Source organism: Oerskovia sp. Root918 (genome assembly GCF_001428945.1).
Classification (GTDB): domain Bacteria; phylum Actinomycetota; class Actinomycetes; order Actinomycetales; family Cellulomonadaceae; genus Oerskovia; species Oerskovia enterophila.
Genome location: NZ_LMJG01000015.1, coordinates 209,929 through 231,693, shown reverse-complemented (window position 1 = coordinate 231,693; position 21,765 = coordinate 209,929). Strand labels below are relative to the sequence as shown.

The window sequence follows — 21,765 nt, the reverse complement described above, 5'->3', positions numbered from 1 at the left end:
GGAGGAAGTGTGAACGCGCTCAGCACCGAAGCAACCAATTTCGGGTGGTTGCTCGACAACTTCGTGCGGACCGTCCCGGGAAGTCGACACACCCTGGTGGTGTCTGCGGACGGCCTGCTCATGGCGATGTCCGACCAGCTGGACCGCACGAGCGGTGACCAGCTCGCCGCGATCGTGTCCGGCATGTCCAGCCTGACCCGAGGGGCCGCACGTCAGCTCAACGGGGGCAACGTCCGTCAGTCGATCGTCGAGATGGACAACGGCTTCCTCTTCCTCATGAACGTGTCGAACGGATCGGTCCTCAGCGTCGTCGCCGAGTCCACGTGCGACATCGGACTGATCGGCTACGAGATGGCGCTTCTCGTCTCCCGGACCGAGGCCACCCTGACGCCTCAGTTGATCTCGGAGATGCGCGGTAGCCTGCCTGTTGACGGAGCAACACGAGCCCCGGTGGGATGAGGTTAGGTCGATGACGAACGCACCTTTTGGCAGCTTGGGAGCGCACAGCTCGGACTCGTACGAGGCCGCGACGGTCCGTCCGTACGCGGTGACCGGCGGACGTGTCCGTTCGGCGACCTCGGACCTTCCGCTCGAGGCCCTCGTCGAGGTGATGCCGGGTGCTGTGAACAGCTACGGCCTTCCTCCTGAGAAGCGCGCGATCCTCCAGCACGCTGCTCACAACTATGTGTCGATCGCCGAGCTCTCAGCGCTTCTGCGGATGCCCCTCGGCGTCACCCGCATCCTCGTCGCCGACCTCGCCGAGGACAACTACCTGACGGTTCACACGTCGACACCGCTGAACGTCCACACCGGCCACGGCGGCAGCAACTCGGGACTGTCCCTGAGCATCTTGGAGAGTGTTCTCAATGGCATTTCCACCCTCTGACGCTGCCTCGGCCGGTCAGCCGCAGCCCGGCGCCGGCCCTGCCGTCGCGAGCCCGTCATGGGCTCCGGTCGCGCCCGGGGGCGGTGCGCCCAGCGTGCAGGCTCCCGCTGCGCAGTCGGCGGCCCCGGTCCGCCAGAGCGTGCTGAGCCCGCAGGCGGCAGCGGCTCCGGCGCCCTCGCCGCAGAGCCCTGCCCCGGTCGCCGCGCAGCAGGCGCCGACGGTCCACCAGACCCCGCCAGTGCAGCAGGCGCCCGCCCCGGCGGCCCAGCAGCCGGTGGCTGCTCAGCCCGTCGCCGCTCCCGCCGCTCCCGCGGCAGCTCCTGCGGCCGCCCCTCAGGCGACGCGGACCGCGCCGACGGTCGTCAAGATCGTCGTCGCGGGCGGCTTCGCCGTGGGCAAGACGACGTTCATCGGCTCCATCTCGGACATCGAGCCGCTCAACACCGAGGCCGCGATGACGGAGCACTCGGTGGGGGTCGACGACGCGGGTGGCGTGAGCGACCGCAAGATGACGACCACGGTCGCGATGGACTTCGGTCGCATCGAGCTCCCGGGCTCGCTGTGGCTCTACCTGTTCGGCACGCCGGGCCAGGACCGCTTCCTCTTCATGTGGGACGACCTGGTGCGCGGCGCGATCGGCGCCGTGGTGCTCGTGGACACGGACCGCCTGGAGCAGTGCTTCCCGGCGATCGACTACTTCGAGTCGCGTGGCATCCCGTTCGTCGTGGGTGTCAACTGCTTCGACGGCGTCGCCAAGCACAAGCTCGAGGACGTCCGCGAGGCGCTGCAGATCCCCGCGCACGTGCCCATGCTCTACACCGACGCTCGTTCGCGTGCGGCGACCAAGCAGACGCTGATCTCGCTCGTCCAGCTCGCGATGCGCCAGCTGCGCTCGGGCGCGGCCTGACGCGTTCCTCGCGCGGGCCCGACGGCCCGACGATCGCAGTACGGCGGCGGGTTCCCTTCCCAGGGTGACCCGCCGTCGTCGTGCCGGGTCGAGACTCTCGAGGTCATCGCGACCGTGCCCGCCGGCGCTCGCACCAGCGCCCGGTCGGTGCCGGGCAGCGCCGGCAGGTGCCCGGACGTGCCAGAATGTGCGTCGGAGCATCCCAGGAGGGCTGACAGAGCGGCCTAATGTGACGGTCTTGAAAACCGTTGTTGCGCAAGCAACCGGGGGTTCGAATCCCTCGCCCTCCGCCACCGACGAGAGGCCCCGGACCGCACGTGCGGACCGGGGCCTCTCCTCGTCGCAGGGGCTCGGTGGCGCGCCGGACGCGTGGACCGGTCCGTCTCACCGGGTCGCCCGTGGGTGCACCGGGGGGACGGACGGGACATCATGACGGGGTGACAGCAGAAGCGACCGACGAGCCGGGCCTGGGACCGAGCGAGCTCGTCCGACAGTCCGGCACGGTTCTGCGGGTCGGGCGCCTCGCGCTCTCCGCGGGGACCGGCAGCTACCGCGTGAAGTCCCACATGACGCGGGTGGGGCGGGCCCTGGGACTGGACCGTACCGCTGCCCACGTGACGCTCACCGAGATCACCGCCACGTCCTACCGCGACCGGAACTTCCGCACCGAGGTCTCCGAGGTCCGTGCGGTCGGCATCAACTCGGACCGCCTGTCGGAGCTCGAGTCGTACGTCGGAGACCTGCCCGAGCACGTCACGGCCGCCGAGGTCGACGCGGAGCTCCAACGGATCGCCGCCAAGCCCCTGCTCTACGGCGCGTTCCTCAACGCCCTGTGGGCGGCGATCGCGTGTGCGGCGTTCGCGTTCCTCAACAACGGCGGCGTGATCGAGTGCGGCGCGGTGTTCGTCGGCGCGTTCCTGGGGCAGATGGTGCGCCGGGCCATGCTGCACAAGGGGATCAACCAGTTCGGCACGACGATGCTCGCGGCGACCGTGGCGGCGTCCGCGTACCTGCTGGTCGTCCTGGCCTTCGAGAACGTGCTGGGGCTCTCCGGCGGGCACGAGGCCGGCTACGTGTCCGCGGTCCTGTTCCTGGTGCCCGGGTTCGCGCTCGTGACGGCGGCTCTTGACCTGGCCAAGCTGGACTTCTCGGCCGGGATCGCGCGCATGACCTACGCGCTGATGATCCTGGCGTCGGCGGCACTCGCGGTATGGGCGGTGTCCGCGATCGCGGGCCTCCAACCGGACCGGCTGCCGCCGCCCGCGCTCGACGACACCCTGTTCCTCGCGCTCCGTCTCCTGGCCAGCTTCGCGGGCGTCCTCGGCTTCGCGCTGATGTTCAACAGCCCCTGGAAGATGGCAGTGGGCGCGGCGTCGATCGGCATGGTCGCCAACGTGGGTCGTCTCCTGATGATCGACGCGGGCTTCGCGTCGCAGGCCGCCGCTGCGGCGACCGCGCTCGTCGTCGGCGTCCTCGCGGCCTACATCGCCCCGGCGATGAACGTTCCCCGCATCACGCTGTCCGTGCCCGCCGTGGTGATCATGGTGCCTGGTGTCACGGCCTACCGGGCGGTGTACCAGTTCAACAGCGGGGCCACGGTCGACGCGCTGGCCTCGACCGTGGAGGCCGGGCTCGTCATCATCGCGCTGTCGATCGGGCTCGCGGTCGCGCGCATGCTCACCGACAAGAACTGGACGTTCGAGCGGTAGGGGCCCGAGTCGGCCCGATTGCTTCACAGGTCCCTCACCGGGCTCGTTGCACCGAGTGCATCGATGCACTTAGCGTAGGAGCATGTCCATCGCCACCGGAGATCGTCGTGCTGCTCTCAAGGCGCGCCACCGGCGCGCGATCGTGGACGCAGCGGCGGCCCTGATCGGCGAGTCGGGCGGCACGGCCTTCTCGGTCGACGAGCTCGCGGCACGGGCGGACGTCTCGCGACGCACGGTGTTCAACCACTTCGCCTCGCTCGACGACGTCGTGACCGAGGTCTGCAGCGAGGTCGTCGGTGCGGCGCTCGGCCGCCTCGACGCGCTCTCGACGAGCGCGGACCCCGCCCACGCGGACGCGGCGCTGCTCGACGAGGTCGCCGACGCCCTGCGGGCGACCGACTTCGTGACCCCGCTGACCTACCTGACGCGGGTGCTCGGGGACGAGGGCGGCCCCTCTCCCCGCCGCGCGTTGACCCTCATCAAGGTGTTCGCCGAGGTCAGCACGCGCCTCACGACGGGACTGGCCTCGAGCCATCCCGAGGCCGACCCGTTCGACGTCGAGCTGCTCGTCGGCTCGGTCATGAGCGGGCTCATCGTGATCTATCTCCACTGGGTCGAGGTCACGGGGGCGGTCGACGACGTCGACTCCCGCGAGACCTGGTCGGCCCTTCTCGAACGGCTCCTCGACGCGACACGGACCGGGCACGCCTCGGTCGCGTCGTCGCGCCGCACCCGCTGACTCCTGTTCACCGCGTACTCGCGCGCAACCGAAGGACTCCCATGGCTGAATTCCTCTATCGCGTCGGCCGCTGGTCGGCGCGCCGAGCACGGACGGTCCTCGTCGCGTGGCTCGCGGTCCTCGTCGCGGCGGGCGTCGCTTTCGCGCTCGGCGCGGGCACGCTCGCGACCACGTTCTCGATCCCCGGCACCCCGACGGCCGAGGTCACCGACCGGCTCCAGAGCGACTTCCCCGACGCCTCGGGCGGCACGGGCACCGTCGTCGTCCAGACCGAGGACGGTGAGCCCTTCACGGCCGAGCAGGAAGAGGCCGTCGCCGGACTGGTCGCCGAGGCCGCTGCGGTCGACGGCGTCACCACGGTCATGGACCCCTTCCAGACCGAGGCGGACCGCGCGGCCCAGGCGCAGCAGGTCGAGTCGGGCCGCACCCAGATCGAGGACGGCCGAGCGCAGCTCGACGCCGGGCAGGCGCAGCTCGACGCGGGTCGTGAGCAGCTCGAGGCGGGCCAGGCCCAGCTCGACGCCGCGCGCGCCCAGGCCGAGGCTGCGGGCATGCTCGCGCAGGTCCAGCCGCAGCTCGACGCCCAGCAGTCCGCTCTCGACGAGGGGCTCGCGGCGCTCGCCACGCAGCAGACGACGCTCGACGACGGCCGCGCGACGCTCGAGGAGCAGGAGGCCCAGCTCGAGCAGGGGGCCACGCTCCTCGACATGGCCTCGGAGATCCGCATGGTCTCGGAGGACGGCAGCGCGGCGATCGTCATGGTCTCGTTCACCGACCCGCAGATGGAGATCCCGCAGGAGACCAAGGACGCGCTCGTCGACGTCTTCGCGGACGCTCCCGAGGGGCTGCAGATCGACCTCTCGTCCGACATGACCATGGGCGCGCCGAGCATCATCGGCGCCGGCGAGATCGTGGGCCTCCTGGTCGCCGCGGTCGTCCTGGTCATCATGCTGGGCACGCTCATCGGTGCGGGCCTGCCGATCCTCACGGCCCTCATCGGCGTGGGCATCGGCGCGCTGGGGGCGCTGTCCCTGTCCGGCGTCGTCGAGATGGCGTCCGTGACCCCCGTGCTCGGGCTCATGCTGGGCCTGGCCGTCGGTATCGACTACTCGCTCTTCATCGTCAACCGGCACCGCCGCCAGCTCAAGGCGGGCGACGAGCTGCACGAGTCGATCGCGCTCGCGAACGGGACCTCGGGCAACGCCGTGGTGTTCGCGGGGACCACGGTGCTCGTCGCGCTGCTGGCCCTCAACGTCACCGGCATCCCGTTCCTGGGGCTCATGGGCACGGTCGGCGCGCTGTGCATCGCGATCGCGGTCCTCATCGCAGTCACGCTCACGCCCGCCCTGCTGGGCCTCGTGGGTCTGCGGATCCTCAGCACGAAGGAGCGCGCACAGCTCGAGTCGAGCACGGGGACCGGGGGAGCGGCTGTCGCAGCCCCTGCCGCAGCCTCTGCGACCCCCGTCCGTCCCATGTCGACCGGGTGGGCCGTCGTGCGCGTCGTCGTCGGCGTCGCAGGGCTCCTGCTCGTCGCGCTGCCGGCGCTCGACCTCCGGGTGAACCTGCCCGACGGCTCGACCGAGCCGCACGACTCGTCGCAGTACCAGGCGTACGCGACCCTGGCCGAGAAGTTCGGCGAGGGCCAGAACGGGACGCTGCTCGTGGTGGCCGACCTGCCGGCCGTCGAGGCAGGGTCTGAGGCCGAGGCTGCGGTCGACTCGATGACGGCCCAGGTGGAGATCGCCCAGGTGCTGTTCGACCAGGAGGACGTCGTGGCGGTCGCGCCGATCGGCACGTCCGAGGACGGCACGGTCGCCGCGTTCCAGGTGGTGCCCCGCGAGGGACCCACGAGCGAGTCGACCGAGGAGCTCGTGCACACGCTGCGCGACATGTCGCCCATCGACGGGACGTACGAGATCGGGGTGGCCGGCTCGGCGAGCGGCAACGTCGACATCTCGGAGAAGCTCGAGTCCGCGCTGCCGGTCTACCTCGCGGTGGTCGTCGGCCTCTCGCTCATCATCCTGGTCCTGGTGTTCCGGTCGATCTTCGTGCCGGTCATCGCGACGCTCGGCTTCATCCTGTCGTACTTCGCGGCGCTCGGTGGGGTCGTCGCGATCTACCAGTGGGGCTGGCTGAGCGGTGTGTTCGGCGTCGAGAGCCCGGGCCCGATCCTGAACTTCCTGCCGACCATCCTGGTCGGGATCCTGTTCGGGCTCGCGATGGACTACATGCTCTTCCTCGGCTCGGGCATGCGTGAGGCGTACGCCCACGGTGCGCCCGCGCGGATCGCGGTCGTGCAGGGCGTCCGGGCAGGGCGCTCGGTCGTGACCGCGGCGGCGATCATCATGATCGCGGTGTTCGGCGGGTTCATCTTCTCGCACAGCGCGATGATCCGGCCGATCGGGTTCGCGCTCGCGTTCGGCGTGCTCGTGGACGCGTTCGTCGTGCGGATGATGCTCGTGCCCGCGCTCATGCACCTCGCGGGCGACAAGGCGTGGTGGCTGCCGCGCTGGCTCGACAAGATCCTGCCCGACGTCGACGTCGAGGGGGCCTCGCTCGAGCGGCGCCACCCGCACGCGCACCCCGCGACGGAGGACCCGGCCGAGGGCGCTGTCGACCCCGCCGAGGGCACCGAGCGGGACGGTGACGTCGAGAAGGACGAGGTACCCGCGCGGGGCTGACGCCTCGCGACCAGGGCACCGGAGCCGCTCTCCTCGCGACGAGGAGGGCGGCTCCGTTCGTTCCCGAGCCTCGGTCAGAGCTGTCCCGGCCGGGCGGCCAGGACGCGCCGGGCGGGGTCTCGGCGACCGCGTTTTGCTCCACGGTGCCGGGAGAAGGTAGCCTTGCGACGCTCGGTGCCTAGCATCCGAGCAAGGAGACGTCGCATAGCCAGGTCTAGTGCGCCACCCTGCTAAGGTGGTAACGGGGCAACCCGTTCGAGGGTTCGAATCCCTCCGTCTCCGCTCAGGAAGGTCCCGGCTGCGTCAGGCCCGGGGCCTTTTCTGTCGCCCGTGACGCGACCGGGCGCCCAGCGCGCAGGGGCCCACCGGCGCGGCCCGCGCGCCCACCCCACCCCGCTCGTGCGGAACGCCCGACGACGGAGCGTACGCCCCGCCGTCGGGCACCCTCAGGTGCAGCCCGCCTCAGGCCGCCATCGCCGAGCGGACCACGAACCGCGACGCGGCCGCGCCGGCCAGGACAAGTGCCGACGCCCCGGCGACGCACAGCAGGAACTGCAGCACGACGTCCACGTTCGCGAACGCGTTGAGGCCCACGATCGGCGCCATGAACATCAGGGCGCCCGTCGTGGCCACGCCCACGCTCGCGACGAGCGGGATGACCGTCTCGCGCAGCCGCGCCTTGTCGAGGGTCTTGAGGTCGGTGCCCGCGAGGGTGAGCGTGCGGTACTCGCCACGCTGGTCGATCACGCGGCCAGCCTGCATGACACCGGTCGAGACCGCGGCGAGCACGCCCGCGATCGCGAGCGTCAGGAAGCCGCCGGTCGTGAGGTCGGTGAGGAACTGGACCTCGCCCGGGTCGGCTCCCATGCCGGGGTCGAACAGCGCGAAGATGCTCGTCATGCCGGCGATGAACGTCGCGAGGGCGACGCCGCCGACCGAGCGCCACGCGGTCTTGGGCGAGTCGACGATGCGGCGGCCCGCGAGGAGCGTGGGGACGGTCCGAGCGCGGTGCGCGGTGATCCGACCGACGACCCAGATGACGAACGGTCCGACGACGTTGAGCGTCGCGAACCCCGCGACGAGCACGAGCACCAGGACCGTGATCGCCACGGCCGCGCTCCCGAGCGACACGTTGGTCACGACGATCATGGCGAGGAACGCGACGCCCGTGCTGACCAGGCGCACGGCCTTGAGGCCCGGAGGGGTCACGCGCGCGGCGACGCCGAGCGGCGTGATGGCGACGCGGCGCAGCGACACGGCCGCCGAGACCAGCGCGACGAGCACGACCCCGACGACCGCGATCAGCATCGCCGGGACCCCCACCCAGAGCTCGGACAGCGCGAACGTCCGGCCCTGGAAGCGGAGCTGGGCCACGAGGGGCAGCAGGGCTGCGTAGCCGACCAGGCCCGCGAGGGCCCCCACGAGGGCCTGTGCGGCCGCGTCGAGGACCGTGAGGGTCGCGACCTGCCCCGTGGTCGCTCCCGCGAGGCGCAGCGACGCGAGGCGCGCGTCGCGGCGGGCGACCGCGAGGCGGGCGGCTGCGCCTCCCAGCGTGACGAGCGGGATGAGGAGCAGGAGCGCGGCGATGGCCGCGAAGAGCGGGTACTGGGTGTCGTAGGACGTCACGTCGGCCTCGACCCCCCGGGTCATGCCGTCGAGGCCGCCCGCGCGCCCCAGGAAGGCGCCCACGCCCCCGACGACGACGAGCAGGATCGCGGTCGTCGTCGCGAACGCGATGATCGCCAGGACGTTGGTCAGGCCCTGGGGGTCGCGGCTGTCGGAGCTGCGGCGGCGCAGGAGCCACCACAGGTCGAGCGTGGCCCTCATCGCGTCGCCTCGTGGCCCTGTCCGGGCTGCGCTGCGGACGGGGCCCCGTTCGCGGGGTGAGCGGCCATGGCTGCCTGCGTGGCGGCGTCGGGCACGGGCGTCTGCGGAGACGCCTGCTGCGCGGGGGCTCCCGCGAGGAACTCGCCCGACACGAGCCCGTCGCGCATGGTGACCGTGCGCGAGCAGTAGCGGGCCACGCCCGCGTCGTGGGTCACGACCACGAGGGCCGCGCCGGACGCCTGGACCGCACCTGTGAGGACCGAGAGGACCTCGGCGCCCGTGGCCTGGTCCAGCGCACCGGTCGGCTCGTCGGCGAAGACGACGCCGGGCGACCCGACGAGGGCGCGCGCGATCGCGACGCGCTGCGCCTGCCCGCCCGAGAGCTCGCCCGGGCGGCGCTGCTCCATGCCGGCCAGACCCAGGTGCGCGAGCCAGCGAGCGGCGACCTGCGTGGCCTCGGCCCGCGGCGTGCCGGCGAGCATGAGGGGCAGGGCCGCGTTCTCGACCGCGGGGAGCTCTGGAAGGAGCTGGCCCGACTGGAAGACGAAGCCGAAGTCCTGGCGTCGCAGGGCCGTGCGGCGGCCCTCGCTGAGCGTCGTGAGGTCCTCGCCCCGCCAGGACACCGTGCCCGACGTGGGCTTGATGATGCCCGCGAGGCAGTGCAGCAGGGTCGTCTTGCCCGAGCCCGAGGGGCCCATGATGGCCACGGACTCGCCGGGCGAGACTGTGAGGGAGACGCCCGCGAGGGCGTGCGTGGCGGTGTGGTCGGTGCCGTAGACCTTCGTCAGCCCGGAGGCGACGAGGGGCGAGCCGGTCGAGGGGGCAGGGCCGAGGTTCGTCATGCTCCCATCCTTCGGCGGGGACGGGGCGCGCCGCGTCCGGCCACGGTGGGGACCTGCCCGACGGCGTGTCATGCCCTGGGGGGACCGGTCGCCGTCCTCGCGGCGTACGGGGTTGCCGGACTCCTCGGCGTCCGGTTATTGTTGAGTGAGTACTCAATCAAAGAAAGGGCGGGACGTATGAGGACGGTCGACGAGGAGCAGCGCGCCGCTCGGCGGACTGCGCTGCTGGACGCCGCGGAGGTCTGCTTCGCCGAGCGCGGATACGACGCGACCCGCACGGCGGACATCTGCGCAGCGGCGGGCATGAGTGCGGGCAACCTCTTCCACTACTTCCCGTCCAAGCACGACGTGCTGCTCGCCGTCGTCGACCGGGACGCCGAGCGCACCGCGACCGAGGTGGGCGAGCTGGCGCATGCCGACGACCCGTGGGACGCGTTGCTCGCGCTCCTCGACGAGGTCTGCCGGCTCGCCTCCGACCCCGCCGCGGCCGGTCTCGCGCTCGAGCTCTCCGCGCTGGCCCATCGCGACGAGGACGTGCAGCAGCGGCTCCAGGCCGGGGACCGCGCCTTCCGGGACGCGCTCGCCGAGCTCCTGGCCGCGGGGGTCCGGACCGGGCAGGTGGCCACGAGGCTGTCGATCGAGGAGGGGGCGACGTGGCTCGCGGCGCTGGTCGACGGGGTCTTCGCGCGCGTCGCCGCGGACCCGGGGTTCGACGCCCTGGCACAACGCTCCACGTTGCGGCGCGTGGCGACCGCGCTGCTCGCGGACGAGTCGTGAGCCCGGAGCGAGGGTCTCGGGGCACGATCGAGGGCCGGTCGGCGGGCCCGGAGGCCGAGAGCCCGGCCGGTCGTGCGGCTCGGGGGAGACGGCTCACCGATGTCGACGCGCTGCGGGCCTTCGCGCTGCTGGGGATCCTCGCGGTCAACGTCTGGGCCTTCGCCGACCCGTACTACGCGACGGCGAGCAGCAACCCCGCGTTCGCCGGTCCGCTCGATCACGCCGTGCGGTTCGTGGTGGCCGCGCTGTTCGAGACCAAGTTCTACCTGCTGTTCTCGTTCCTCTTCGGCTACTCGTTCACGCTCCAGATGGCCTCGGCCGAGCGCGACGGCGCGTCCTTCGTGGGTCGGATGCTGCGGAGGATCCTGGGGCTCGCGGTGCTGGGGGCGGTCCATGGTGTCGCGCTCTACTACGGCGAGATCCTGGTGGTGTACGCGGGGCTCGCCCTCGTGCTGCTCGTGGCGCGCAACCTGGCCCCGCGACGGGCCGTGGTCCTGGGGAGCGTGCTGCTCGCGGCCGTGGGGATCCTGTGGGTCGGGCTCGGAGCCCTCCAGCTCGCGTCCGGCTACCCGTCGGCTCCCGCCGGTGCAGGGGCGGGCGAGGCGCTCGCGAAGCTGGCGGCGTTCGGCGGGGAGGCAGGGGCGACGTTCGCGTTCACCGCGGGACACCGTACGGAGATCCTCGTGTCGCTCGTCCTGCTCCAGGGGCCGAGCGCGCTCGCGATGTTCCTGTTCGGGCTCGCCGCCGGGCGGCGCGAGCTGTTCGCTCGCGAGCTTCCGCGCAGGGCAGTCCGGTGGGTGCTGGGGCTCGGGCTCACGGCAGGGCTCGCGGGCGGGGTCTTCTACGCCTGGGCCGCGACGTACGCGCCGGGCGGAGGGATCGAGACGCTCGCGTTCGGCGTCGGGCAGCTCACCGCCCCGCTCCTGACCGCCACGTACGTCGTCGGGTGCCTGGCGCTGTTCCGGCGCGCGGCGAGCGTCCGTGACGCGCTCGCCCCGGCCGGGCGCATGGCGCTCACGAACTACCTGGGGCAGTCGCTCGTGCTCGCCCTCGTCTTCACGGGCTACGGGCTGGGGCTCGTCGACCGGGTGGCGACCGTCGCGGTCGTCGGGATCGTGGCGGCGATCTTCGCGGCCCAGCTCGTGGCGAGCCGGTGGTGGCTCGGACGGCACGCGTACGGGCCCCTCGAGTGGGGGCTGCGCTGGGTCACGAACGGCCGGCGGCCACGGTGGTTCAGCGCCCGGGGCTGAGGTCGGCAGCGGGCGCTGCCGGGGGCGGCTTGGCGGGCGGCCACCGTGGTGGCACCGCGTGGCGGCCCCCGTCGGGGGCCGCCGCGCGGCTCGCGGCTCAGACGATCGGGTTGGTCAGGGTCCCGATGCCCTCGATCGTGATCGCGGAGGTCTGGCCCGGGACGACGTGCGCCGACGTGCCGGGCGACCCCGTGAGGACCACGTCGCCCGGACCGAGCGTCAGGTGCGAGGTCAGGTAGACGAGCTGCTCGACGACGTCCCACGCGAGACCCGACGTCGACGCCTCGGCCTGCGTGGCGCCGTCGACCTGGACGTCGATCGCGAGGTCCGCGACGCCTGCTACCGCGAGGTCGGTCTCGATCCAGGGGCCGAGCGGCGTGAAGCCGTCGCCGTTCTTGGACTGCGTGAACTTGTCGTCGATCGCGCTCTGCTCGTACGCCGTGACGTCGTTGCCGACGGTCCAGCCGAGGATCACGCCGGGGACCTGCTCGGGTGTGAGGTGACGGGCCGTGCGGGCGATGACGAGCGCGAGCTCGCCCTCGACCACGACCTTGCCCGCGGCGGGGTCGAGGCGGACTGGCTCGCCCGGGCCGACCACGGTGCGCGCCGACTTGGTGAACGCCTGCGGCGGGACGAGGCGGTCTGCGGGACCGCTGTTGTGGGCCATGCCGAGCACGACGCGCGGTTCGCACGGGGCAAGGAGGCGAGCGCCGTCGACGGGGTGGGTCTCGCCCGTGCGCTCGAGGTCGGGGGCGTGGTGGTCGACGACCACGGCCCAGACGTCGCCGTCCTGGACGACGGGACGCGGGCCGGTGGGGGTGGCGATCCGAGCGAGTCTCACGGTGGTTTCCTCCGTCTGCGGTGTCGGCGCGGTCGTGCCGGCTGAGCGTGAGACTACAGGAGGTATGACGTCCGATGTGCTGACGGGGCGTCCGTATCGCGAGGGGACTCGAGGGCGGTGATCGCGTGCCCGAGCGCCTCGTCGGAAGGTGTCGTGCGTCACGAAGGGGCTGGTCAGGGCGTATCGGTTTGAGTATCCAGCGAAAACCGTTGTAGTCTTCTCGACGGCTGCTCAAGAGAAATCACGAACAGCCAGGCGCCCGTAGCTCAACGGATAGAGCATCTGACTACGGATCAGAAGGTTGGGGGTTCGAATCCCTCCGGGCGCACAGAACACGAAGGCCAGGAACCGCAAGGTTCCTGGCCTTCGTGCTTTTCGCTGGTCTCTCGGTCAGCCGCAGCTCAGCGCCGGGTGGCCGGCCGTGACCTCGCTCTCGGTGCCCCCCGCCCCGCCCGTCGTGACCGTCACGGTCCCGGCCTCGATCGTCGAGGCACGGGTCGCGAAGGACTGGTGCGCGCCGGCCCCGGGGGCGACCGCGCTGAACGACTTCTTGCCGGCCGCGGTCACGACCTGGAGGTCGACCGCCACGTCACCGACGTTGACCGCACGGACGCTGATCACCACCCTGCCGGCGACGCAGCGCGTGGTCGCGTCGACCTCGACCGTCGCGGGGGCCGGGGAGACCTCGTCCCAGAGCGCACCGACCGCGGCCCGGTCGAGGGCACCGGTGTAGACCCGCAGGTCGTCGACGTCGACGGCCGCCGCGTCGCTCGCACCCGGCCACCCCGGGGCGTTCATGAGCCGTCCGAGCTGGGCCAGCCCGAGCGTCGCCGTACCCGGGACGGTCGAGACCTGCGCACCGTCCGCGTAGACCGTGATGGTCGCGCCGTCCGAGACCAGCGTCAGGTGCACCCACTCGTCGAGCGGGGTGGCGTACTCGGACCGATGGTCGGCGACGCCGAGCTGCGTGAACCCGACCTTGGCCGTGGCCTTGTACTGCTCGAGCTTGATCGCGGTGCGCACCCCGGACGAGGTGTCCGAGAGCAGGGCGGAGCTGCTCCTGGCGCCCGTGCGACGGACCCAGGACGCGACCGTCCACGGTCCGCTCACGGGAGCGGCGCTGAGTGCCACCCCGTCGTCCACGCCGTCGAGGCTGACCGCACCGCCCAGCTGGCCGGGGGTCCAGGTGCCGCCGTCCACCGCGGCCCGCACGCCGGTCACGACGTCCAGGGCCGACTGTCCGCTCGTCTCGTCGAAGGCCCAGTGGTGGACCAGCTCGGGCTCCACGGGGACGACGGGCTCCCACTCGACGTCGGGCGCGCGGAACCACTCGTACCCCAGGGCGTCCCAGCGGTCGTCGTGCTGCGTGAGGCGGGAGAGGAACTCGGTGTAGTCCTTGTCCTGCGCCGGTGACCAGGCGATCTCGGCGATCGCGGGCATGCGCGGGAAGATCATGTGGTCGGTGTACTGCTCGACCGGGATGAACTGGGAGTGGCTCGTGGGCAGGCTCGTGCTCCCGCGGTAGGCCCGGTCGGCCCACAGCGAGGCCTCGACCCCCGCGACCTGCTCCTCGGTCACGACCTTGACCGTGCCGTCGGTGCTCGAGAGCTCCGTCACGGGGTCCCAGTCGTAGGCGCGTCGCAGGTTGACGAGGCCGGCCCACGAGAGGCCGTAGGCCGTCGAGGAGCTGTACTTCATGTCGGTGTAGGACCGGTCGGCCGGCGACACGACGACACGCGCCCCGGCCGCCAGGGCCGCGCGGACCTCACGGATGTCCGCGCTCTCGGCGCCCACGCCGATCTTGGGACGGTTGACGCGCCCCTCGGCCCAGTACTGGACCAGGCTGCCTGCGGGCAGGGTCGCCCCCTGTGCCCACTGGTGCCATCCGACGATCGTCTTGCCGTGCTCGGTCGCGATCTCGTTGGCCATGGCCGTGTACGCCTCGTACCAGCCCGCCGGCGGGTTGGGGACCTCGTCGCCGCCGAGGTGGATGTACTGGCCGGGGTTCTGCGCGGCGACCGAGGAGATGACCTTCTCGAGGTAGTCGCGGATGTTCGCCGAGTTGGCCTCGGTCGCGCAGACCATCGGCAGGTTCACGTCGAACCCGTAGTACGGCGCGGTCGGCACCCCGTCGCACGTGAGGCCCGGGACGGACGCCTGTGCCGCGAGGGTGTGTCCCGGGCCGTCGATCTCGGGGACGACCTCGATGTAGCGCGAGGCCGCGTACTCGACGATCTCCGCGTAGTCCGCAGGGGTGTAGAACCACGGATCACCCGTGTTGCTGCCCGGGGCCCAGCCGCTCTGCGTCGAGGCACCGATCTCCGTCAGGGCGGGGAGCCCGTCGATCGCTATGCGCCAGCCCTGGTCGTCCGTGAGGTGCAGGTGCAGGGTGTTGAGCTTGTAGAGCGCGATCTGGTCGATGTAGCGCTTGACCGCATCGACGGGGTAGAAGCGGCGGGCGACGTCGAGCATCGCGCTGCGGTACTCGAACCGGGGCTCGTCCTCGATGGTGACTGCGGGGACGACCCAGTCCGCGTCCTGCACCTGGGTCGCCTCGACCGCTGCGGGGAGGAGCTGACGGAGCGACTGCACACCGTGGAAGAGCCCGGCCGCCGTAGGTGCGTCGATCGCGACGGCCCCCTCGGAGACGGTGAGCTCGTAGCCCTCGGGGTCCGTCGAGGCGGCGTCGGTCAGGGTGAGCGTGATCGCGCCGGTCGCGGCCGACACGTCGGAGACCGGCAACGAGAACCCCGTGGATGGTCGGAGCAGGTCGGCGAGGTACTCGCCGACCGGCGCGGCGTCGTCGGGAGCGACGATCACGCTCGTCGGGCCGAGCCGGAACCCGGACCCGGGCCCTCGCTCGAGGCTCACGGGCCTCGGGACGAGCGCGAGGGGTGCCTCGTCCTCGGAGGCGGCGGCGGGGGCGGCGGACGACCAGGCGGTCGTCGCCACGGCAGGACAGATCAGGGCAAGGGTCACGGCGACGGCTGCGACGCCGCGACCACGGTGCGGGATTCTCACGGGCACTCCTCATTGAGCGGTCGGGAACCCTTCGAGCCTCAGCCATCCCGACCAGTATGTCAATATCTGACGGATTACCAGTTCAAACAAGCATGAAAGTGCACCGAGCCCTGCCGAGGGCACGGCAGAGCGCCCCGCCCCCGGGGAGTCGGGGGCGGGGCTGAGGACGAGGTCGGCGTCGCTGTCCGACAGAAGAACGACGCCGACCTCGACCTCGGGTGGGGCCTCGCGCGCCTCAGGAGTGGAAGACGCGCGCGGCCTCGTGAAGCGTCAACCGCAGTCGACCGCCTCGTAGCCGGTCACGATCTGCGTGGTGATCGGACCGGATCCTGTGTCGCCCGTCGCGGTCACGGTGACCTCGCCGGCCGGGATGCTCGCGGCACGGGTCGCGAAGGACTGCTGGGCCGACTTCTCGGGAGCCACGCCCGCGAAGGTCTTGCGGCCGTGGGGGGTCTCGACGACGACGTCCACGGGGACGTCCTCACCGTTGACCGCCCGAACCGTGAGCGTCGTACGCCCCGCGACGCACTTGGCGGTGACCGTCGCCGTGACGGCGAGCTCGGGCTGCTCGACGTCGGGCACGTCGAGGAAGATGCCGCCGATCACGGCGTTCGGGCCCGTGGCCTTGTCGGCCTTGACCCGGACCGAGGACTCGATGCGGTAGGTGAGCCACACGCCCGCCGCGTTGTCCGCGACCGAGAACGCCGGGTAGAGGACCGAGCCGTCGGCCCGCAGGACCTGGACGTCCTGCGTCCTCGCCGTGTCGTGGCTGTTGACGTAGACCGACAGGTCGTAGACCGAGCCCTCGGGGACCGTGACGTCGACCGCCGCCCCGGCACCGAACCACGTCGATGCGCGACGCGCGGCGCCGTCGGGCGGGACCTGGAGCGCCGAGCGCTTGCTGGTGCTCTGCTCCCACGTCCAGGCCTGCGTCCCCGTGACCGGAGCCACCGTGACGCCCTGGGGCAGCTGCGTCCCGATCTGAGGGATCGCGTAGCCCGCCGTGCCGTACTTCCCGATCCAGTCACCCTGGGTTGAGGTGTCCTGACGAGGTGCGCCCTCGGGCGGGACGCCGACGCCGGACCCGACGGCCTCGAACACGTCGAGCGTCATCGACCAGTTGACCCCGGGGTTCGAGCGGAAGACCAGGTAGACGTCGTGCGTCCCGGCGGGGGCGGTGATCGGCGTCGGGTCCGTCTCCTTGAACGTGAACCATCCGCCCGTGCTGTTCACGGGCGTCGTGGCCACGAGCTGACCGGTCGGCGAGCCCAGACGCATCTCGATCCGCCCGCCTCCCTCGGGACCGGCCGACACGCGGTAGCGCACGGCGTCGATCCCCTGGAAGTTCATGTCCTCGTAGCGCAGCCAGTCGTCGTCCTGGATGTCGCCCACGTACTGACCGAGCTCGGCCGCCGCGTTGTTCTCGACCGCGACCCCCTTGACCTCGTCCCAGTAGTGCGCCTGGAAGCGCGTGGGGCGGTAGACGTTGGTCGCGCTCGTCGTGATCGGCTGGACGCCCGCGGCCCCGCCCTTGTCGGTGTAGCGCGCGTCGATGACCCAGAACGCGTCCGCCTCGAGGTGTCCCTCGTCGAGGATCGTCGAGGCCTCGCCCTCGCACGCGTTGACGGGCAGCGTGGGGTGCGCGTGCTCGTCGTGGCCCAGGGCCGGCTGGACCGTGACGTCCTTGCAGTCGATCTGGCCGTCCTCGGCGTCGCTCACCTCGACCTTCCACGGCAGGACGTCGTTCCAGCGGAAGAAGCTGCCGTTCGGCGGAGCCGTGATCGTCACGACCGGGCTCGTGTTGCCCACCACGATCGGGACCGTGGCGGTACCCGTCTTGGCGGACTCCGTCTTCTCCGTGACCGTCAGGCGCGCCTCGAAGTTGCCGTTGGTCGTGTAGACGTGGGTCGGGTTCTGCTCGGTCGAGGTGCTGCCGTCGCCGAAGTCCCAGGCGAACTCGAGCTCGTCGCCGTCGCGGTCGACGGTCCCCTCGCTCGAGAACGTCACGGACAGCGGGGCGAGACCGGTCGTGACGTCGGCCGTGGCCTGGGCCGTGGGGGCCCTGCCGTCAGCCGCGTAGTCGACGCGGTACAGGCCCGAGTTGGGGTTGTCACGGCCGAAGCCGCCGCCCCACTCGAGGAGGTACAGCGCGCCGTCGGGCCCGAACTGCAGGTCGAGCGGCGAGAGGAACTGCTGGCTCGAGAGCACCGGGTTGATCGCGAGCAGCGAACCGTCCGCGGCCAGCGGGAACTCCTTGATGAAGTTGCGCCCCCACTCGAAGAACAAGGGCGTGCCGCTGAAGTACTCGGGCCACTTGCGGTCCGAGTCGAGCGCCTCGTCGAAGTGGTAGACCGGCCCGGCCATGGGCGCGCCCGCGCCGCTGCCGAGCTGCGGGAACTCGGCCGAGGCGCCGTACGAGTAGTAGACCTCGGCGGGGACCGACGGCGGGAGCGCGGTCAGGCCGGTGTTGTTCGGGGACGTGTTGACCGGGTTGGCGCAGTCGAACTTCGCACCCGACGTGCTCGTCACGAAGTCGAAGTCGTTGTACGCGATGTTGTTCGCGTGGCAGTACGGCCAGCCGTAGTTCCCCGGGGCCTTGATCGACTGCCACTCGACGTAGCCCGCGGGGCCACGGTTCGGGTTGGCGCTGCCGGCGTCGGGCCCGTAGTCGGCGAGGTAGACCGTGCCGTCGACGTCGACCGTGAAGCGGAACGGGTTGCGGAAGCCCATCGCGTAGATCTCGGGACGGGTCTTGTCCGCGGTGTCCTCGGCCTCGGGGAAGAGGTTGCCCTCGGGGACCGAGTAGGTGCCGTCCGGCTCGGGCGTGATGCGCAGGAGCTTGCCGCGCAGGTCGTTGCTGTTGGCCGACGTGCCCTGGGCGTCGAAGTGCGCGCGGCCCGGACGCTCGTCGATCGGGGTGTAGCCCGAGGACTCGAACGGCACCACGTCGTCGCCGACCGACAGCCACAGGTTGCCCTGGCCGTCGAAGCGCAGCGTGCCGCCCGTGTGCCCGATCTCCTTGTCGTCACGGCCGGCGGGGATCTCCAGCATCACGACCTCGGAGTCGAGCTTCATGGTGTTGCCCTCCATGGTGAAGCGGGAGAGCCGGTTGACCGAGCCGCCGTCCTGGGGGGAGTAGTAGAGGTAGACCCAGTCGTTCTGCTCGAACTGCGGGTCGAGCGCCAGGCCGAGCATGCCGTCCTCGCCGCCCCCGTACACGGGGATCGTCGCGGCCGTCACGGTGCTCTTGAGCTCCGGGTCGTAGATCCGGACCTGGCCGCGGACGAGCTCGGTGAAGAAGACCCGGCCGTCACCCGCGACCGCGATGCCCCAGGGGGCCGAGGTGTTGGTGTCGAGCGGCACCTTGTCGAAGTTGTCCCACACCGTGCCGCCGCACGCACCGGGCTCGACGCCCGCCGCGTAGCGGATGCCGCCGAGGGCGTGCTTGCGCACGTTCTCCTCGCTGTACGACGACTTGGCGTGGCCGACCGAGGTGACCCAGGTCCGGCCGCCCTCGTAGTCCGAGCACCACGTCACGGGGTGGTCGAGCATGCGTCCGGGGGTCGAGGTGGGGACGCTCGTCGGGTCGAGCTGGGCCAGGACGTGCTTGTCCCCGCGGACCGACTTGGTGAAGCCGTACCACTCCTCGTTGCGCTCCCAGCGCTCGGGCAGGTCGGCGGTCGACGGGTGCTCGCGGTCGACCACGGTCATCTCGCCCGGCGTCCCGGCGGCGGAGTGCGCGGTGAACTCGGTGCCGATGAGCGCGCGGTAGAACGGGAAGCCCGGCTCCATGTCGAGCGGGTTGTGCATGGCGACGACGCCGCCGCCCCCGCGCACGTACTTCTCGAAGGCCTTCTCCTCGGCCGGGTTCCAGACGTCCCCGGACGCCTGGGCCAGCACGATTACGTCGAAGTCCGCGAGGCCCTCGTCGGTGAAGAGCGTCGAGTCGGTCGCCTGGACGACCTCGAATCCGCCCGCCGCCGCGAGCTCGTCCCACATGGCCTTGGCCTCGGGGACCGAGTCGTGCACGAACCCGGCCGTCTCCGAGAAGATCAGCGCCTTGAACTCCGGGTTCTCGGGGTGCTCGTGCCCCTCGTGGGCGACGGCCGGCGCGGTCAGCACCCCGGCCAGTCCTGTCGACAGTGCCAGGCAGGCCGCGATGGCTGCCCCTCTGCGCGTTCTCATCTGTGCTCCCTCATGTCCGCTCCGTTGCGTCGGGCCCCTGCGATCTGTTCATACGGCGATCTGGCAACTTTTGATCGATGGTCGTCAGAACGTGATCGTGATGCTAGTGTCAGCGGCACCACATTGCAATACTGGTCAGTATGGTGAAGACGTGCAAGGCTGCATGGCCCGAGGGAATCTCAACGATGAGGCCCGCAGAACCGGATCTCAGAACCGCACCGACCAGTACGTTCCTATCCCGATGGAGGGGTCCCATGCCACAGATCGGAATCGGTTTCCACACCGACGCCTTCAACTCCAGCCACAAGTCGTTCGAGCAGGCGTTGGCCTGGGCGCAGGAGAACGACGTCCACTACATCGAGCCGGGCGTGATCGAGGGCGCCTGCTGGATCCACGGGCTCGGCTACTTCCCGCACATCTCGCTCCTCGAGGACCCGGCGCTGCTCCGCAAGAAGATGGAGCGGTACGGCGTCGAGTTCTCCCAGATCGACGCGGCCTACCCGCTGTCCGGCCGGGACGGGCTCACGGTCGGCGTCCCGTACGTCCAGAAGGCCATCGCCTGGGCCGCCCTCGCGGGCTCTCCCCGCGTCGCGACGACCGACGGGCTCCACAAGCCCGAGGGGCTCGAGGACCGCGAGGCCCTCGACCTCATGAAGCGCAGCTACGGCGAGATCATCCGGGTCGCCGAGGCGCACGAGGTCGTCGTGACGATCGAGGTCCACGGGTACTTCACGACCAGGGCCGACTGGCTCGCGGAGATGCTCGCGTTCTGCGGGGACTCGCCGTGGCTGCGCCTGAACCTGGACACCGGGAACACCTTCATCGCCGGCAACGACCCGGTCCGGTTCGCCGACCGGTTCCTCGACAAGATCGACCACGTGCACATCAAGGACGTCTCGCAGTCGCTCGCCGACTCGGTCCGCGGGGGCGCGACGGGCATCGCGATCAGCCACGTGGCAGCAGGGGACGGCGTGAACGCCGAGAACATCCGGCAGATCCTCGCGAAGCTCAGCGACAACGGGTTCGACGGCGTCCTGAGCATCGAGTGCGAAGGGCAGGGCGGGCCGATGCTCGCGGACTCGTTGTCGTGGCTCCGCAAGGAGATCGCGGCGGCCGGGTTCACCGAGCGCGTGCCCGCGTTCGCCTGAGTTCCCCCGGTCGCGCGTCGGCAGGTGCGCGACGGGGACCGGCCTGTTCAGTACCGACGAGTATGGAAGGAGGTAGGGTGGCGTCATGCCGACGTCCTCGCCCACTGTTGCCAAGCCCGACGAGCTCGCGCTCGCAGCGTTCACGCTGTTCTCGACGCGAGGCATCGCCGGGGTCAACATGGACGCGATCGCGGCGGGCGCCGGGGTGACCAAGGGCAGCCTGTACTGGCACTACTCCTCGAAGAAGGAGGTCGTGCTCGCAGCGTGCGGGGTGTACTACCGCCAGTGGCGAGAGGCGATCACCGCCGCGACGGAGCAGTCGACCGGCGCGTTCGCGAAGGTCGAGGCCGCCGTGGAGTACTCGGTGCGCAGCTGCCTGCTGGACGATGCGAACCGTGTCTTCACGATGGAGATCGTCGCGCAGGCGCTCTACGACCAGGACGTCCGGGTGAGCTGGGCGGGCTTCCTGGACGAGGCCGAGCGGTACTTCCTGGGACTGGCCCATCGCGCGGTCGGTGCCGGAGAGCTCGAGTGCGACGACGTGGACAGCGCGGTCAGCGTGATGTTCTCCGCGATGGAGGGCATCAAGCAGATCTCGTTGTTCCGGCCGCAGTCCTGTGCGCCGGAGAGCGAGCTCCGGATCAGGGCCCAGCTCCTGTCGCTCCTCGGCACGCCCGTCCCGGGGCGTCCCGGGAAGGCCCCGAAGGCTTAGCGTCCCCCCGCAGGCCCTGAGAACAGGACCTGCACCTTCTCCCGGCCGGGCTCGGTGTCGAGCCCGTGGCCCGGGAGCACCCTCGAACACCCCGTTCGACGCGGCGTACCCGTTTCCTGCCGGGCGGCTCGCCGCTGCCGTCATCACCCCGTTCAGCACCACCGTTCAGCGCATCCATCAGACGACGACGTCTCGATCATCAGGAGCAGGAAATGCGTTCTTCTCGAGTTCTCATGGCAG

The 21,765-nt window shown here is 71.2% G+C and carries 15 protein-coding genes and 3 tRNA genes; 13 read left to right on the top strand and 5 right to left on the bottom strand.

Annotated elements, in window-relative coordinates:
• Positions 1 to 9 precede the first annotated feature (9 nt).
• The 8 genes from ASE27_RS16235 (at position 10) to ASE27_RS16200 (ending at position 7,204) form a co-directional block, all read left to right on the top strand.
• Entirely contained in the window at positions 10 to 459 is a 450-nt protein-coding gene (locus ASE27_RS16235) for a roadblock/LC7 domain-containing protein (protein WP_056652785.1), read from the top strand.
• A 10-nt stretch (positions 460 to 469) separates the two neighbouring features.
• Positions 470 to 886: a DUF742 domain-containing protein gene (locus tag ASE27_RS16230; protein ID WP_056652781.1), complete on the top strand. Its 417-nt coding sequence runs from the start codon at positions 470 to 472 to the stop codon at positions 884 to 886.
• 367 nt (positions 887 to 1,253) lie between these two features.
• The gene (locus ASE27_RS20335) at positions 1,254 to 1,793 is read left to right on the top strand and encodes an ATP/GTP-binding protein (RefSeq protein WP_157257694.1); all 540 of its coding nucleotides are present in this window, start codon (positions 1,254 to 1,256) and stop codon (positions 1,791 to 1,793) included.
• Between the two features lie 205 nt (positions 1,794 to 1,998).
• A tRNA-Ser gene (locus ASE27_RS16220) sits at positions 1,999 to 2,086 on the top strand.
• A gap of 144 nt (positions 2,087 to 2,230) precedes the next feature.
• Complete coding sequence (locus ASE27_RS16215; RefSeq protein ID WP_082609033.1) at positions 2,231 to 3,502, top strand: threonine/serine exporter ThrE family protein; 1,272 nt, start codon at positions 2,231 to 2,233, stop codon at positions 3,500 to 3,502.
• Positions 3,503 to 3,584: 82 nt separating this feature from the next.
• The gene (locus ASE27_RS16210) at positions 3,585 to 4,241 is read left to right on the top strand and encodes a TetR/AcrR family transcriptional regulator (protein WP_056652778.1); all 657 of its coding nucleotides are present in this window, start codon (positions 3,585 to 3,587) and stop codon (positions 4,239 to 4,241) included.
• Positions 4,242 to 4,282: 41 nt separating this feature from the next.
• Positions 4,283 to 6,922, top strand: a complete 2,640-nt coding sequence (locus tag ASE27_RS16205) for an MMPL family transporter (protein ID WP_056652776.1) — start codon at positions 4,283 to 4,285, stop codon at positions 6,920 to 6,922.
• Between the two features lie 193 nt (positions 6,923 to 7,115).
• Positions 7,116 to 7,204, top strand: a tRNA-Ser gene (locus ASE27_RS16200).
• A 180-nt stretch (positions 7,205 to 7,384) separates the two neighbouring features.
• On the opposite strand, the gene ASE27_RS16195 is transcribed toward ASE27_RS16200, so the two are convergent.
• Positions 7,385 to 8,749 (bottom strand): FtsX-like permease family protein, encoded by a 1,365-nt coding sequence (locus ASE27_RS16195; protein WP_056652772.1) that lies wholly within the window; start codon positions 8,747 to 8,749, stop codon positions 7,385 to 7,387.
• The gene (locus tag ASE27_RS16190; RefSeq protein ID WP_157257671.1) at positions 8,746 to 9,591 is read right to left on the bottom strand and encodes an ABC transporter ATP-binding protein; all 846 of its coding nucleotides are present in this window, start codon (positions 9,589 to 9,591) and stop codon (positions 8,746 to 8,748) included. The genes ASE27_RS16195 and ASE27_RS16190 overlap by 4 nt, the downstream gene beginning before the upstream one ends.
• Positions 9,592 to 9,768: 177 nt before the next feature.
• Between ASE27_RS16190 and ASE27_RS16185 the strand changes: the two genes are divergently transcribed.
• A complete protein-coding gene (locus tag ASE27_RS16185; RefSeq protein ID WP_056652769.1) occupies positions 9,769 to 10,368 on the top strand; it encodes a TetR/AcrR family transcriptional regulator in 600 nt (199 codons plus the stop codon).
• Positions 10,365 to 11,618: a DUF418 domain-containing protein gene (locus ASE27_RS16180; RefSeq protein ID WP_082609031.1), complete on the top strand. Its 1,254-nt coding sequence runs from the start codon at positions 10,365 to 10,367 to the stop codon at positions 11,616 to 11,618. Before ASE27_RS16185 ends, ASE27_RS16180 begins: the two co-directional genes overlap by 4 nt.
• 97 nt (positions 11,619 to 11,715) lie before the next feature.
• Here the strand turns inward: ASE27_RS16180 and ASE27_RS16175 are convergent, their stop codons facing one another.
• Entirely contained in the window at positions 11,716 to 12,459 is a 744-nt protein-coding gene (locus tag ASE27_RS16175) for a fumarylacetoacetate hydrolase family protein (RefSeq protein ID WP_056652765.1), read from the bottom strand.
• A gap of 255 nt (positions 12,460 to 12,714) precedes the next feature.
• Between ASE27_RS16175 and ASE27_RS16170 the strand changes: the two genes are divergently transcribed.
• A tRNA-Arg gene (locus tag ASE27_RS16170) sits at positions 12,715 to 12,787 on the top strand.
• Between the two features lie 62 nt (positions 12,788 to 12,849).
• On the opposite strand, the gene ASE27_RS16165 is transcribed toward ASE27_RS16170, so the two are convergent.
• Both ASE27_RS16165 and ASE27_RS16160 read right to left on the bottom strand, forming a co-directional pair.
• Positions 12,850 to 15,480, bottom strand: coding sequence for a family 20 glycosylhydrolase (locus ASE27_RS16165; RefSeq protein ID WP_162259237.1), 2,631 nt, complete (start codon positions 15,478 to 15,480; stop codon positions 12,850 to 12,852).
• 270 nt (positions 15,481 to 15,750) lie between these two features.
• Positions 15,751 to 19,665, bottom strand: coding sequence for a ThuA domain-containing protein (locus ASE27_RS16160; RefSeq protein WP_082609029.1), 3,915 nt, complete (start codon positions 19,663 to 19,665; stop codon positions 15,751 to 15,753).
• Positions 19,666 to 19,919: 254 nt separating this feature from the next.
• Here ASE27_RS16160 and ASE27_RS16155 point away from each other — a divergent pair, with 254 nt between their 5' ends.
• Together ASE27_RS16155 and ASE27_RS16150 are read left to right on the top strand one after the other, a co-directional pair.
• A complete protein-coding gene (locus ASE27_RS16155) occupies positions 19,920 to 20,813 on the top strand; it encodes a sugar phosphate isomerase/epimerase (protein WP_056652756.1) in 894 nt (297 codons plus the stop codon).
• 85 nt (positions 20,814 to 20,898) lie between these two features.
• The gene (locus ASE27_RS16150) at positions 20,899 to 21,525 is read left to right on the top strand and encodes a TetR/AcrR family transcriptional regulator (RefSeq protein WP_056652752.1); all 627 of its coding nucleotides are present in this window, start codon (positions 20,899 to 20,901) and stop codon (positions 21,523 to 21,525) included.
• Positions 21,526 to 21,765 lie beyond the last annotated feature (240 nt).

Coding starts and splice junctions, on each gene's coding strand:
- ASE27_RS16230 (WP_056652781.1), top strand. CDS start 470: ATGACGAACGCACCTTTTGGCAGCTTGGGAGCGCACAGCTCGGACTCG.
- ASE27_RS16210 (WP_056652778.1), top strand. CDS start 3,585: ATGTCCATCGCCACCGGAGATCGTCGTGCTGCTCTCAAGGCGCGCCAC.
- ASE27_RS16205 (WP_056652776.1), top strand. CDS start 4,283: ATGGCTGAATTCCTCTATCGCGTCGGCCGCTGGTCGGCGCGCCGAGCA.
- ASE27_RS16195 (WP_056652772.1), bottom strand. CDS start 8,749: ATGAGGGCCACGCTCGACCTGTGGTGGCTCCTGCGCCGCCGCAGCTCC.
- ASE27_RS16190 (WP_157257671.1), bottom strand. CDS start 9,591: ATGACGAACCTCGGCCCTGCCCCCTCGACCGGCTCGCCCCTCGTCGCC.
- ASE27_RS16185 (WP_056652769.1), top strand. CDS start 9,769: ATGAGGACGGTCGACGAGGAGCAGCGCGCCGCTCGGCGGACTGCGCTG.
- ASE27_RS16160 (WP_082609029.1), bottom strand. CDS start 19,665: ATGAGAACGCGCAGAGGGGCAGCCATCGCGGCCTGCCTGGCACTGTCG.
- ASE27_RS16155 (WP_056652756.1), top strand. CDS start 19,920: ATGCCACAGATCGGAATCGGTTTCCACACCGACGCCTTCAACTCCAGC.
- ASE27_RS16150 (WP_056652752.1), top strand. CDS start 20,899: ATGCCGACGTCCTCGCCCACTGTTGCCAAGCCCGACGAGCTCGCGCTC.